The organism is Actinomadura sp. 3N508 (assembly GCF_044326375.1).
GTDB lineage: Bacteria > Actinomycetota > Actinomycetes > Streptosporangiales > Streptosporangiaceae > Spirillospora.
Genome location: NZ_JBIRAX010000001.1, coordinates 599887 through 612763, shown reverse-complemented (window position 1 = coordinate 612763; position 12877 = coordinate 599887). Strand labels below are relative to the sequence as shown.

The 12877-nt window shown below is 67.1% G+C and carries 11 protein-coding genes; 6 read left to right on the top strand and 5 right to left on the bottom strand.

Annotated elements, in window-relative coordinates:
- Window positions 1-173 precede the first annotated feature (173 nt).
- Window positions 174-923 (bottom strand): SDR family NAD(P)-dependent oxidoreductase, encoded by a 750-nt coding sequence (locus ACH34S_RS02850; RefSeq protein ID WP_395950773.1) that lies wholly within the window; start codon window positions 921-923, stop codon window positions 174-176.
- Window positions 924-1101: 178 nt separating this feature from the next.
- The gene (locus ACH34S_RS02845; RefSeq protein WP_395950772.1) at window positions 1102-3801 is read right to left on the bottom strand and encodes an ATP-binding protein; all 2700 of its coding nucleotides are present in this window, start codon (window positions 3799-3801) and stop codon (window positions 1102-1104) included.
- A gap of 472 nt (window positions 3802-4273) precedes the next feature.
- Here ACH34S_RS02845 and ACH34S_RS02840 point away from each other — a divergent pair, with 472 nt between their 5' ends.
- A complete protein-coding gene (locus tag ACH34S_RS02840; RefSeq protein WP_395950771.1) occupies window positions 4274-4966 on the top strand; it encodes a polymorphic toxin-type HINT domain-containing protein in 693 nt (230 codons plus the stop codon).
- A gap of 88 nt (window positions 4967-5054) precedes the next feature.
- Entirely contained in the window at window positions 5055-5642 is a 588-nt protein-coding gene (locus tag ACH34S_RS02835) for a DUF4240 domain-containing protein (RefSeq protein WP_395950770.1), read from the top strand.
- A 266-nt stretch (window positions 5643-5908) separates the two neighbouring features.
- Here the strand turns inward: ACH34S_RS02835 and ACH34S_RS02830 are convergent, their stop codons facing one another.
- Window positions 5909-6208: a hypothetical protein gene (locus tag ACH34S_RS02830; RefSeq protein WP_395950769.1), complete on the bottom strand. Its 300-nt coding sequence runs from the start codon at window positions 6206-6208 to the stop codon at window positions 5909-5911.
- Between the two features lie 496 nt (window positions 6209-6704).
- Window positions 6705-7469, bottom strand: coding sequence for an alpha/beta fold hydrolase (locus ACH34S_RS02825; protein WP_395950768.1), 765 nt, complete (start codon window positions 7467-7469; stop codon window positions 6705-6707).
- A 496-nt stretch (window positions 7470-7965) separates the two neighbouring features.
- On the opposite strand from ACH34S_RS02825, the gene ACH34S_RS02820 reads away from it, so the two are divergent.
- From ACH34S_RS02820 to ACH34S_RS02805, 4 genes are all read left to right on the top strand, one after another.
- On the top strand, window positions 7966-8412 hold the full coding sequence (locus ACH34S_RS02820) for a hypothetical protein (protein WP_395950767.1): 447 nt from the start codon (window positions 7966-7968) through the stop codon (window positions 8410-8412).
- Window positions 8413-8727: 315 nt separating this feature from the next.
- Window positions 8728-10365, top strand: coding sequence for a hemopexin repeat-containing protein (locus ACH34S_RS02815; RefSeq protein ID WP_395950766.1), 1638 nt, complete (start codon window positions 8728-8730; stop codon window positions 10363-10365).
- A gap of 809 nt (window positions 10366-11174) precedes the next feature.
- Complete coding sequence (locus ACH34S_RS02810) at window positions 11175-11696, top strand: hypothetical protein (protein WP_395950765.1); 522 nt, start codon at window positions 11175-11177, stop codon at window positions 11694-11696.
- Window positions 11697-11931: 235 nt separating this feature from the next.
- Window positions 11932-12468 carry a hypothetical protein gene (locus tag ACH34S_RS02805; RefSeq protein ID WP_395950764.1) on the top strand — a complete coding sequence of 179 codons (537 nt, stop codon included), beginning with the start codon at window positions 11932-11934 and terminating at the stop codon, window positions 12466-12468.
- Window positions 12469-12699: 231 nt separating this feature from the next.
- Here the strand turns inward: ACH34S_RS02805 and ACH34S_RS02800 are convergent, their stop codons facing one another.
- Window positions 12700-12867, bottom strand: coding sequence for a DUF397 domain-containing protein (locus tag ACH34S_RS02800; protein ID WP_395950763.1), 168 nt, complete (start codon window positions 12865-12867; stop codon window positions 12700-12702).
- Between the last annotated feature and the right edge of the window lie 10 nt (window positions 12868-12877).

The window sequence follows — 12877 nt, the reverse complement described above, 5'->3', positions numbered from 1 at the left end:
GCCGCCGCAGCCCTGCGCCACGCCGCCGCAGCCCTGCGCCACGCCGCCGCAGCCCTGCGCCACGCCGCCGCAGCCCCTGGCACCCGCCGCCGCAGACCCTCGCCACGTCGCCGCAGGCCCTCGCCACGCCGCCGCAGGTCACTGACCTGCGGCGGCGTCAGAACGAGCGGGGTTCAGTCGACCAGGGCCCCGGCGGTGATGTTGACCTGGGTGGAGGTGAGGGCGGCGGCGCGGTCGGACGCGAGGAACGTGGCGACGTGCCCCACGTCGGCGAGGGTCGCGGCGCGCTTGAGCAGGGTGTTGTCCACCATCTGCTGCTTCATCTGGGCCATCTCCGGGATGTCGGGGAAGGACTCGGGGATCCCGCCGGTCTTGATCGACAGCACCCGCACCGAGTGCGGCCCCAGCTCGCACGCCCACTGCCGGCGCATCGCCTCGATCATGTCGAACCCGACCTGGACGTTCCCGAGCCCCGGCGCGTGGTTCGTCGCGTCGGACCCGCCGAAGTGCAGGATCACGCCGGAGCCCTGCTTGATCATGTGGCGCGCGGCGGCCTGCGTGGTCAGCGTGTACGTCCGCGCCATCTTCTCCAGGGACGCGGCGAACTCGCCGACCGGCATCTCGATCATGGGCCGGAACAGCCCCTCCATCGAGACGGAGTTCACCGAGATGTCGACGCTTCCGGCGGTCGCCGCGACCGAGTCGACATAGTTGTTGACGGCGTCCTCGTCCAGCGCGTCCACGCGGGCGGTCTCGGCGAGGCCGCCGGCCTCCCGGATCTGCTCGGCGACGGTGTCGAGCGAGGCGGGCGTCCGTCCGGCGATGAAGACCCGCGCGCCCTCGGCGGCGAAGGCCCGCGCCATGGTGCCGCCGATCGTCCCGCCGCCGCCGTAGATGATCGCGGTCTTGTTCTCCAGAAGCATCGCTTTCTCCGATCGTTTCGAGATGGGCCCCGAGGGGTGATCTCGAAGTTAGGCGCGCGGCCCCACGCCCCGCATCGGTCGCCGGACGTACCCTGAAAATCGCAGGTCAGAGCAGGAATTGGCCGTCGGCGAAGCCCTCCGGGCGGGCGCGTCGCAATGCCGTACCGGTACGGGTAAGTCAGATGACCGATACGAGCCGCGCCAGCTCCATCCGCCGCGTGACGCCGATCTTCGGATACGCCTTGTAGAGGTGGTGCCCGACCGTGCGCGGGCTCAGGTAGAGCTGCGCGGCGATCTCACGGTTGCTGAGCCCGGTGGCGGCGAGCCGGACGACCTGCAGCTCCTGTGGGGTCAGCCGCTTGAGCGGGTCGGCGTCCCCGGCGCGGGCGGCCGGACGGTCGCCGAGGGCCTCCAGCTCGGCGCGGGCGCGTTCGGCCCAGCGTTCCGCGCCGAGCCGGTCGAACGCGTCCAGCGCGGAGGTCAGTTCGCCGCGCGCCTCGGTGCGGCGCCTGCGACGGCGCAGCCATTCGCCGTAGAGGAGCCGGGTCCGCGCGGCGTCGTAGGCGCGGTCGCCATGCAAACTCAGCGCGGCGCGGTAATGCTCATCCGCATCATCGCCGTCCGACAGCAAAGCGCGGCACCGCGAGACCAGCGCCGTGAACGAGGTGGCCGCCGCCCATGCCTCGAACGCGGGAAGGTGCTTCCGGGCCAGGTCGGGCCGCCCGGCCCGTACCGCCGCCTCCGCGTGGTCCGGGACGGCGCGGATCAGCACGTCGTGCCGCGCCGGACCTGAGCACACGGCGTCCAGATGCTCCAGCGCGGCCTCGGCCTGGCCGTCGGCGAGATCGTGAAGCCCCAGCCCCCAGGACGCCAGCGCCGCGTTGGCCGGCATCAGCTCGGCGCGCCGGAGCACATCGGGCGCCAGCGAACGGCTGCGCTCCGCGTCCGACTCCATCCGGATCGTGACGCATTGCAGCGCGGTGACCTGCATGTCCATGCCGATGTCGGCGGCGAGCGACAGGCCCTCCGCCGCGGCGGACTCGGCGCCGTGCAGGTCGCCGAGGAGGAGCCGCCCGATCGCCAGCGGCTCCAGGACGTACGGCAGCCAGCCGAGCGCGCCCTGCGCCCTGGTCTCCGCCGCCAGATCGTCCAGCAGCGCGGTCGCGGCCAGGTCATCAGCGGTGATCAGCCCCAGGTACCCGGCGATCACGCGCTCGACCAGCCCGTCCACGCCACCGGCCCGCGTGGCCTCGACGAAGGCCCGCATCGACGCGACACCCCCGGCCGAGCCACCCGCCAGCCGCCCGTAGGCGATCAACCCACCCACCACCAGCGCCTTGTCCGAGCCCGCCGGAACCTGCGCCTTCCTCAGCAACTCGACGGCGTTTCCCACAAGCTCATGCGCCCCGGCATCGCGAGCGGACCAGACGGCCTCGGTCAGCATCGACACCGCCTGCTCGGGATCGCTGTCCACGATCAGTGCCGCGCCCTCCAGCGCCAGCTCGGCGTCGGCGGCCGGGGACGTGCGCTCGTACGCGACCTGGGCGCGGACGAACGTGGCCTCGGCGATGACCGCGTCCTCCCCGGTGAGGTGCGCGGCCTCCTCGGCGAGGCGGGTGGCGGAGTCGGGGCGCCCGGCGTCGTAGGCGGCCCGCGCCGCGTGGACGAGCCGCCGCGCCTTGCCCTCCGCGTCCGTGCTGAGCCGCGCAGCCCGCTCGTAGGCGGCGGCGACGGCGGCCGTCCCGCCCCGGTCCCCGGCCCGCCGCGCGGCCCGCTCCAGCTCCGCCGCGACGCTCTCGTCCGGCCCGGTCGCGGCCGCCGCCAGATGCCAGGCCCGCCGATCTGCGTGCTCGTCGCCGCCGAGCGTCCTGGCCAGCGCGCCGTGCACGGCGATCCGCTGGTGATGCGCCGCGTTCTGGTAGGTGACGGCGCGGATGAGCGGATGCCGGAAGCGCACCTCCGTCCCGTCGAGCACGACCAGCCGGGCCTCCTCCGCGGGCCCCAGATCGGCCGCGCCGAGCCCGAGCGTCTCCGCCGCCCGCAGCACGACGCCGAGGTCGGCCGTCCCGTCGGCCGCGACGACCAGCAGCAGCAACCGCGTGGCCTCCGGCATCCCGACCAGCTGAAGCCGGAACGCCTCCTGGACACGCCCGCCGATCTGTCCACCCACAGGCAACGGCCCCGCATGCCGGGCCTCATGCGACTCGAGCGCGCTCGCCAGCTCGATGAGGGCCAGCGGGTTGCCGCCCGCCTCGTCCAGCAGCCGCTCCCGCACCGGCACGGTCAAACCGGGCGCGTGCGCGTCCACGAGGTCCTGCGCGTCGGTACGGTCCAGGCCCTCCAGCCGGACGACGTCCAGCCCGTGGTCCGGGAACGGGACGGCCGCGTCCCGCACCGTGAAGATCATGGCGATGGGGTCGGCGCCGAGCCGGCGGGCGGCGAACAGCAGCGCGTCCAGCGAGGCCGGGTCGAGCCACTGCGCGTCGTCCACCAGGCACAGCACCGGCCGGTCCGCCGCCAGCTCCGACAGCAGCGTCAGCGTCGCCGCGCCGATCAGGAACCGGTCGCTGACCTGCCCGGACGCCAGCCCGAACGCCGACCGCAGCGCCGCCGCCTGCTGTCCGGGCAGCGCGTCGAACCGCTCGGCGTGCGGGTACAGCATCAGATGCAGCCCGCTGAACGGCAGCTCGGTCTCGGACTCGACGCCCGCCCCGCGGACGAGCAGCATGTCCTTCGCGTCCGCCGCGATCCGGTCGATCAGCGAGGTCTTCCCGATCCCCGCCTCGCCCCGGATCACCACCGCCCCGCTCCGCCCGGAACGAGCACCCACCAGCACCCCGCCGACGCGCTCTCTCTCCCGATCACGCCCAATGAGCACGCCCAAACAGTAACAACCCAGACATCCCCGAGCCCTGCTTTCACCTGCTCACCCACCTTCGACCGATCCGTCCGGCCCGCACCCGAGCACCGCGAGCACCTTCCGGATCGGCGGTCACGGCCGGCAACGCCCGGCTCGCGGACGGCGCCGCGCACGCCGGTTCTGAGCGGGACGCGGCGGTGGCCAGGAGATGGGGAGCATCAAGCCTCTCCGAGATGTTCGAGGCCTGGTCGCCGTGACCATCACATTCAGTGGCCACCTCCGTAACAGAGGTGATGACCAATTTTGGTATTTGAGCTCATCTCATTCATTCGAGGCAGTGAGCCTTCTTGTGCTTGGGCGTGTGGGCGATCGTCGTGGGCAGCTGGTGGTAATGGTGTCCGGATCTGGCCTTGCTTCCGTCATTTGACCTGGTGATTTCGCAGTCAGCAGCAAGAAACCCATCGAAAAGGTCAAGACCGGCGATCAGGTGGTGGCCACCGATCCAGCGACGGGAAAGACAAGAGCCGAGCCCGTCCTGGACACCATCACCTCCAAGGGCGACAAGAAGCTGGTCCAGATCACCATCAACACGGACGCCCAGGCCTTGCCATGGGCACCAGGCGATACGCCCGAGCGCACCTCCCTCGTGCTCGACGAGCGTAAACAGCCGAAGAGCGGCATGGTCATCGCCACCGACAGTCACCCCTTCTGGGTCGCAGGCGACATCAACAAGTGGGTCAAGGCGGCCGACCTCAAGCCTGGCATGTGGCTCCGCACCAGCGCCGGCATCTACGTCCAGATCACCGCCACCGAGCATGCGGAGGCTCATAATCAGCGCGTCCATAATCTCGCCGTCGCCAACACTCACACCTACTACGCGCTCGTCAACGGCATTCCAGTCCTGGTTCATAACGCGCCTCCGAGCCCGTGGGACTACATCGATGGACCATGGCCACAGCGAGGTCAAACGGCCCTCTATGCGCTCTGGGATACTCATAACTTTGAATTTGTGAAGTGGGGCGTATGGACCAACAACACAACTGGAAGCTATTCGAGATACACGGCCAAATACTTTGAGAACCAGGGCCTCCGCATGCAGGTGCTTAAAACTTCGATACGAAGGAAGAGCCCTCGCAAGGGAACGCTACTTGACAAAGAGGGCTCCGGGCCCCGAGAATTTTGAGCGCCATGCGGGTACCAAGAGCACAGGCCAGTCCTGGCTCGAGGTTCTGGATGAAGTGCGGCGAGGGGCGTGTGACTGAGAGGGTGTTGTGGGAAAACGGCCGGATCATTTTTGGGATCTCATCGAACGAGTCGATGCCAATGATCGGGTCGATGGCTCAATGGCCGGGGTGCTTGCCGTTGAATTGGCCCGGCTGCCGGTACCTCAGATCGCTCAATTCCACCGGTCGGTCATGGTCTCGGCTCGGCGTGCGCTGACCTGGGACCTTTGGGAGGCTGCGGATATCATACATCGGGCACCCTGCTCTCAGGACACATTCTGTTACTTCCGCTTGTGGCTTATTTCGCAGGGGCGAGAGGTGTTCGAGTCCGCTATCGGAAATCCAGATTCGCTTGCCGATCACCCTCCGATCTTGCGACTTGCTCAGGAGCCGCTCAGTAGATGGCAGAACAGTGACTATCCTCATATGGAGGACCTTCTTCACGGTGCCGAGATGGCATACGACCGAGTGATGGATAAGATCGGCCCTGCCATGGCGGCGAAAGTTGACAGGCCGGAGGAACTCGAAGAAGTCCCGCAGGAAATACCGGACGAAGCGCCGCCGTCCGGGTTCGGTGACGAGCGTAGGATCCGGCAACGTTATCCGAATCTGGTACGGCTCTTTTCGTGGATGTGATGAGCGTAGGTCGAGACATTAGCATGAGTATCTCATGGCGGCTATGACCTGGTTTTGCCGATGTTCTGTGGGGGCGCCGTTCGGAGTCAGCTCATATGCCTTTCGCGGCCTCAACTCGTAGCTCTGTACACACGCGGGTGGTCTTCCAGACTATAAGGACGCCTTCACCGCCCTGCTGGAAAGCCTCGGCGGGTCGTCGGTGACGGCGTTCACCCGTCACGGGTCCCGCGCGTCCACAACCTGGGGCTACCTAGCCGCTACCCACGTCACGCAGGCGGCGCGAGCTCGCTGTCAACAAGCGCTTCCCAATCCTCGTTGCCCAACCCGGCGAAGACCAGCAGGTCTCGCCAATCTGAGCGCGCGAGCGCGAGGGCCCTTTCAAATTTGCCCACGTCTCCCTGGGCAAGGATGAGAGCCGCGACGTGGATCCGCTCGTGGCCGTTGCCAGGAGCGTCTCGGGGGAAAAGGCTTGTCGTTAGTTCGCCCAAAGACTCGATCACCTGGTCGGCCTGCTGCGGAAAGTCGTTCCGCGCCCGCCGCCGCACCCGCTCGGAAACCTCGTCCACGATTCCTCCCACCGTGAGCCACAAAACCCCCGCACCGAGCATTTCCCACAGACGGAGACGAGGCAATGTCCAAAGCCGGCCAGGCGCGGCAGGACGACCAAGGCCGCCGCCTAGAGGTTCGCTCTGAAGCAGGGCTCAGGTCGTAATGGCTCGCACTCTCGACGATGCGGAGCTCCTTCTTGGACGCCGCACCGGTCGATGAGCTCGTGCGCGCCCCGGTACGAGCCGAGCGCGTCGGCGACGTCACCAACGGTGATCAGAACCGTCCGCAGTCAACAGGACCTCCGCTAGACGGAAGGCGTCCCCCAGCCGATCGCGGCATTAGGGCCAGAGGAACGCAGCTTGTTCGGCGAGTTGGGGGAGTAGGTCGTGATCAGCGGGTCCTCGCCCTGGCCTCGGCGGTCCGCTGCCTGCCGATTGCCTTTCCACGCGGACCTCCTGAACGCCGGAATGGTTGGCACCAAGGGCGGTCCGCGCAGCGTCGCCTACGTCCACGTCAGGCTGGTCCTGAGGGCTTTGCAGTGAGGTGGGCCATCAACTGCGCGGGGGCGTCTTCCTGGAGGAGGTGACCGGCTTCCTTGATCCAGTGGAGTTCGGAGTGCGGGATCTTCTCGTGTAGCCACTCGGCGTACTGCGGGGGCAGGATGCGGTCCTCGCGGCCCCAGATGAGGCGCACCGGAAGCGAGATCTCGCCCAGCAAATGCTCGTACTCGGCTGTATCCACCTCCTTGATCTGGCTGTACTGGCGGTAGAACGCAGCCTGCCCATCGATGCCCTGCCACGGCGCCAGGAAAGCTTCGAGGACCCCTGGCCGGAAGCCGACATGCGTGGCGTGGCGGAGGTGGCTGGCCACCAGGGCCTCGTGGGCATAGCCGGGAAGCTGCCTGAAGACCTCTGCCTGCCGCAGGATGAGCTGGAACAAGCCCCTCTCCCACTGGCCGCTGCTCACCACGTCGAACAGCGTGAGGTCCCCGAGGCTCGCCCCGTCCAGTAGCAGTGCCCGCAATGTGACCGCTCCGCCGATGTCGTGAGCGACGACGCTTGGCCGGGACAGTCCCCAGTGGTCTAGGAGCCGGCTGAAGTTCCTGGCATGAGCCGCCAGGCTGAGGTCTTGGCCTTCGCGCTGGTCCGACTGGCCGAACCCCAGGTGGTCGAGAACGAAGACCTTGCGGGTCAGAGCGAGCGCCGGAGCGATGTCTCGCCACAGATAGGACGAGTACGGGGTGCCGTGGACGAGCACGACCGGATCCCCACTGCCCATGGCCGCCCACCGTATGCCCCCGTCCGGCGTCTGGAATTCCTCACCAAGCCTCCAGCTCACGATGCCCCCCGGATGTCATCGGATGCGGTACTCACCGCCATCCCCGCGAGGCAACCCGCTATGCCGCACCGTCGTCCAGTTCGGCAACGCTGCCGGCCACAGCTGCCCGGCAACCAGCACCGCGACGTGGCGGCGAACGTCCACAGCGCGGGCGCCGCACCCTCCGGTTCCCGCCGCCCCACTCGGCGGGAGGCAGAGTGGAGCGGTGCCCGGAACCGGACATCGCCCAAGTAGCCGCGCCGCCCGAAGGTAATTTCGCACCTGCATGATCAGGGCGGGCGCATTGGAGGAATCCGCGGTGGGATCTGACTAAGTGCGGTCAGGACCCGTGGCCGTGGCTGGCGGCCCGGGCACGGCTGATCGCCGCCGGGCGGGCGGCACGTGCACGCCCCTTTACCCGGTCCCGCCCGGCCTGCCGGAGGGCTGCTGGGGGCGGATGATCAGTGAGCTGGAGGAGCAGAACGCGCTGGCGCTGGAGGCGCACCAGGCCTTCTCGGCCGCGAGTGCGTCCTGCGGGGCGGGGCCGGTGTTGCCGCCGTATCTGGTCCGGCTGGGGTTTGACGATCGGTTGCGTGTGGAAGTGGCGGCTGCCGTGCACGGCAGCCGACGTCGAGACGGGTCCGGCTACGGCGGATGGTGCCTGACCGGCCGCCACGGGCGATCCCAGATCGGCTTTCCGGACGAGCTGTTCGAGGCGATGGGTCTCGAGCGTGACCGCGCTGGACTTCACCGTGTCCTGCGGTGCCAAGAAGCCGGCATCTGTACCGATCGGCCCCCGAAACCGTGTGGGTGCATGTTTGCAACTCCACGCCTGGGCGACGCTCCGTTGCCCGGATACAGCCCTTTAACCAAAAATATCACCCTTTCCCCGGCATTGTTCTAATAGTTACACTTTCTTGGCATATGGGGATGTGTTGTCCGTAACTTTGCGTCCGGCGGTGGCGTGCGGAACAACATCCTTGCTTGGCTGAACTGAGGGCCACCGTTTCATGGCCGGAACACCCTGTCACGTGAATCGTTCAGGGAAATCGTTGACGATTCAGGCATCGTCCACGGTCGACTCGGGCCGGCCCCCGGAGCCACTAATACGCCAACCTCCGGCGAGATCGTAACGCCTGAGAAGGCGACAAGCATGATCATCTACCGGAGACCCTCCAACCAAGCGATCCACAACCGATCTCCGTTAGGAGCTTAGGAAATGAGGGATTACTTCACCGCCTCGCTGCACGCCGCACCGACTTATCGGATCGGCGAACCCATCACGATCACCTTCGAGCTGACGAATACCGCCGAGCAGGATGTCCGGATCCTCGAATGGGACACCCCGCTCGAAGGTGAGGTCCTCGCATACTTCGAGGTCCGCCACGAGGGGGAGATCGTGCCTTATGATGGCCGCTTCCTCAAGCGCGGCGACCCCGAGGAATCCAGTTACCGGCTCGTGCGGGCCGGCGAGACCGTCGCCGATACCATCGATCTCACCACCGCGTACCCGATCGCCCAGCCCGGCCAGTACACGGTGACGCTGGCCGCGCACGTCCTGGACGCCATTCCGCAGGGCGAGGAGGTGGTGACCAAGCGGACACGCTCGCGCCAGGAGGGGTTCGAGCTCGACCGGCTCTCGGTGACCTTCGAGGTCGTCGGGGATGGGGAGGCGCGGCCGACGGTGGCCGAGAAGATCCGCCGCGACCTGCGACATGAAGAGTCTCATCGGGTCGCGGACACCAGCCCGAAGCTGAGCCCGCGCGAACCAGTGATCAACGGCGGGGACGACGCGGCCCGCCGCCAAACCCGTACCGCCCATGAGAATGCCGGCGTCTTCGCGGAGACGGTGATGCGGCAGCTCGACTGGACCCCCGGAGCCGCCAACGCGCTCTACCAGGAATGGATGGGGGCCTTCGACACAGGCCGTCACGCGATCGTCCGGCAGCATTTCGCGGACAGCTGCTCGGTGGTCACGGGGCAGACAGTCACCTACGACCTCAGCGGCACGGGTTGCACGCCCGGCACGTTCGCCTACACCTACAAGAACACCCGCAAGATCTGGCTGTGCTCGCAGTTCTGGCCTGCTCCCGCCACTGGCGTCGATTCGAAATTCGGGACGATGGTGCACGAGCTCAGCCATGCCGTTTCCAGTACCGACGACGTCGTCTACGGGCAGGTGAACGCCCGGGCGCTGGCGGCCTCCAACCCCGCAGACGCGATCCGCAACGCGGACAACCACGAGTACTTCGCCGAGACACTCGCCGAAAGGGTCGTCACGGCCCCGGTGGTCTGGAACAACGGCAAAGCGTACTTCTTCGTCGCCGGGAACTACTACCGCTACGACATCGCCATCGACAAAGTCGACCCGGGCTATCCGCTCCCCATCGAAGGAAATTGGGGCGGGCTGTTCCCGGATCGTGTCGATGCCGGCGTGATGTGGCCGAACGGCAAAGCCTACTTCTTCCGCGGCTCAGAATACGTCCGCTACGACGTAGCCGCAGATCAGGCCGACCCCGGCTACCCACTGCCCATCAACCCGAACTGGCCCGGCCTTTGGGCGGACGGAATCGACGCCGGGGTGGTGTGGCCGAACGGCAAAGCCTACTTCTTCCGCGGCTCAGAATACGTCCGCTACGACGTAGCCGCAGATCAGGCCGACCCCGGCTACCCACTGCCCATCAACCCGAACTGGCCCGGGCTCTGGCCCGCCGACCTCACCGGCGGCGTAGTGTGGAACGACACCAAGGCCTACTTCTTCCGCGGCGCCGAGTACGTCCGGTACGACATATCGGCCGATCAGGTCGACCCTGGTTACCCGCTACCGGTCGATCCCTACTGGCCGGGCCTTCCCTGAGCGCTGGAGTTGGTCACCGGCAGAGTGCACCCGGTCGGCACCTGAGCGACCACTCTGTGAGGGGACCTTCGACGCCTTCATCGCCGAGGCAGGACCAGGATGCTGCTGCAATGCCTCGGCGTCCAGACTCGTCCGCGAGGTCAGGAGGCCGAGGCACTGCGCCAGATCTTCGTGCAGCACTTCTTGGTCATCGACGGCAACGGTGACGCGGATACCACCGTGCGCCCGCGCACCGACGTCGACGGGTTCCCACCCGGCCGACTACGCATCGCCTCCCCCTACGACGTGCGGGCCCGACCGCCATCGCCGTCCACCTCGGACGATTCCCCCACCATGCACGGGGTGCCCACACACGCGGGCCATCACGGCCCATCACGGCCCATCACGGCCCATCACGGCCTTCCAGCAGTACCTGGTCAGCCACGGCCACCTTTATCACGCTGGTGGCGCCAAGGCGCCACATTACCGACGTCACCCAAGATTCCCGACAGAGTCTCCCAGTGGGCAGACACTGTCATATCGTCCGAAACCCGTGCCTTTCCTGGAACCAGCACCGACCCTGGAACAACACCTACCGGAACCCCGTCCGGCAGATGTGTGGCTGGCGGAGGTTAAAGCGCGAGGTATGTGCCTGTTCCAGAACCTGAACCATCGCGAATCGCAGGAGACGCGAACTCGCGCTAGGCCGATGTGAGCGCGCTCGATCTGGAGCATCTCCTGCCTCCACCGAGCAAACACATATTGCGATCAAGCAACTACATATTGTTATGTTGTGGGGATGGTTCCCGCCCCGACCTTCGGGAGTTCCCATGACAGGCATCTTCCGGCGCGCCACATCCGGGCGCGGCACCGCCGCGGCTCTGGCACTGGCACTGGCGGTCCCCACCTCGGCGTTCCCGGCGGCCGCTTCGGCGACCTCCAGATCAGCGCCGGCATCCTTCATTCAGACGGCGGGTGGTGGCACCACGATCCGATGCTTGACGGGCCTGGAGGTCCACCGCGTTGAAGTGTTGCCGTGCCTTCCGGTCTTCGGCGCATCGCGTCTTTGGGAACGCCTCGGCACCATCCTCTTCAACCAGGGACAGAAAGGGTGCCTGTTCCGTGAATACCACCCGCCCACCGGCAGCACCGGGGTGCTCTTGGGGTGTCCGGCCCAGCCTGATCTGTCGCGGGTATCGTGGTTTTTGACCTCCGACGGGCGGATCCACACCGAGCGGCCTGCGGAGGACGGGACGATCCGCTGCCTGACCCACTTCCCCGACACCAGCATGGTGTACGCGCTGCCCTGCCAGACCGACCACCCCCAGCAGAAATGGCGGTGGAGGTTTTAAACGGTCCGTAGGCGCGGTTCGGGGCCTGAGGAACATTCGTTCCGAATCGTGCGCCTGTACCGTAAGTGATCTTGTCGTCTGGCGTGTCTGGACGATGTTCATGCGGCAGGCGAGATCAGCCAGGCTTCGGCTTCGCCTGCCTGCGGTGGCCTCGCGGAGTTGCTGGACGAGCCGACGGCTCATGACGTGAGCGTGGACCTTGTCGCGGTGCCCATACCGCCGCTCCGCTGCGATCATGGGCCTTGTGCTTTCGCTGACGATGAACGATGCCGCAGCCAACCTGCTCGGGGTGCTGAACGGGTTGACGAACGTCGAGCCTCCGGGTGGCCTTGCGCCGGCCCTTCGGGAACGTGCGGCGCAGGGGATAGTACGTCGGGGGAAGGTGCTGACCTGGGCGGCCTCGGTCGGGGGAGCGGTGGAAGCCCCCTCCTTCTTCAAGGACCTCACCGCCTGGGAGTGCTCCGACAGCTCCTTCCACCTGGAGGACGCCGTCCCGGTCGATGTTCGAACCCTCGATGACGCGCCCGTGATCAGCGAAGCGGACCAGCGGATTCTCCTTCTGCATGGCGTCGCGTTCGCCCTGCAGTTCAGCCGACTGGTCTACGCCCTCGATGCACCCGGCCCGGTGCGCTGCATTCTCGGCGCCAATGAGTCCAACGCGACCTTTAGGTTCCACCAGATCAGGCCCGGCGAGTTGGGGAACACCCCCGACCTCGACGCCTACCGCCTCGAAAAGATGATCGTGGTCGACGTCCAACCCGCCAACACCTGACGGCCCCTGCCACCCATCGATCACCTTGGCGCAAAGACGCCCGGCTCTTCGGGGAGGGAGGGCCGGGCCATGGGGCTATTGCTTGAGCTCGTTGAGGATGGTGTAGGCGTAAGCGTGAGTTTGGGGCCGTTGGCTCTTTGCGGTCGCGGGATGACGAGCATCGATATGAGTCGGGGTGTCGGCGTACGGGTTCATGTGCACAGCCAGGTACAGGTAAACGTGCAGGGATGGTCAGCGTGTGTTGGTTGTGGTGGCCGTCAGCATGAGTTTGGGGCCGCCGGGGTCCATGCTGTCGCGGATGGCGAGCATGCCGGACAACACTGCGAACTCGACGCATTGCCCGGATGTGCACTCAGCGGAACGGCTCGACTTTCGCCACGTGGTGTTGGCCGCGGGCATGTTGGTGTGC

What these genes read in the sequence shown, in the direction of transcription:
- ACH34S_RS02825 (WP_395950768.1), bottom strand. Translation starts at nt 7,469, where the DNA reads ATGGGCAGTGGGGATCCGGTCGTGCTCGTCCACGGCACCCCGTACTCG.
- ACH34S_RS02815 (WP_395950766.1), top strand. Translation starts at nt 8,728, where the DNA reads ATGAGGGATTACTTCACCGCCTCGCTGCACGCCGCACCGACTTATCGG.
- ACH34S_RS02800 (WP_395950763.1), bottom strand. Translation starts at nt 12,867, where the DNA reads ATGCCCGCGGCCAACACCACGTGGCGAAAGTCGAGCCGTTCCGCTGAG.
- ACH34S_RS02850 (WP_395950773.1), bottom strand. Translation starts at nt 923, where the DNA reads ATGCTTCTGGAGAACAAGACCGCGATCATCTACGGCGGCGGCGGGACG.
- ACH34S_RS02810 (WP_395950765.1), top strand. Translation starts at nt 11,175, where the DNA reads ATGACAGGCATCTTCCGGCGCGCCACATCCGGGCGCGGCACCGCCGCG.
- ACH34S_RS02820 (WP_395950767.1), top strand. Translation starts at nt 7,966, where the DNA reads ATGATCAGTGAGCTGGAGGAGCAGAACGCGCTGGCGCTGGAGGCGCAC.
- ACH34S_RS02805 (WP_395950764.1), top strand. Translation starts at nt 11,932, where the DNA reads ATGGGCCTTGTGCTTTCGCTGACGATGAACGATGCCGCAGCCAACCTG.